The organism is Bradyrhizobium sp. CFUWI (assembly GCF_056429085.1).
On sequence record NZ_JBWJZE010000173.1, the window covers coordinates 1 to 463 of the forward strand.

A 463-nucleotide genomic window follows, 5' to 3' on the forward strand; every position below is an offset into this window, starting at 1 on the left:
GACCGAAACCTCGCGGGTGCGCATGACGCCCGCCGCTACCTCGACCTCCTCCTTCACGCTACCGTCAGGGGCGTGCATCCGCACCATGCGATCACTAGCCGCAAGTTGTCCGAAGAGATGGCCATGGATGTTCTCCAGCGCGCTCCGCGAGTACAGCGCCTTGGTATCCCACGACTGCTCTTGTATCCATGCCTCCGACTTGATGTGCGCAAGTGCCAGCCGCTGTAATCGGGCCTTGTTCTGATCGCTGGAGAAGTCGTGCCCCAGCGCGCGTGTGATGTCCAGCGGGCGCGTGTGCTCGCCCTCGATCTTGTTGGAGTAGTAGCTGTTCATCGAGAGCAGCAGCTTCGAAAGCTCGCTGCTCACCCCGTTCTGGCAGGCCCCCGCGAGGCGAGCGGCCTCGGTCCGCAGGTCGTGAGCCTTGCCCAAGACGCCTTCCGCAGCTCTCTCGCTGGGCAGCAAA

1 pseudogene is annotated in these 463 nt (G+C 63.5%); it reads right to left on the reverse strand.

The features are described from left to right. Positions 1-429 (reverse strand): annotated as a pseudogene (locus tag AC066S_RS39270) (hypothetical protein); the annotation flags it as partial. Positions 430-463: the final 34 nt, after the last annotated feature.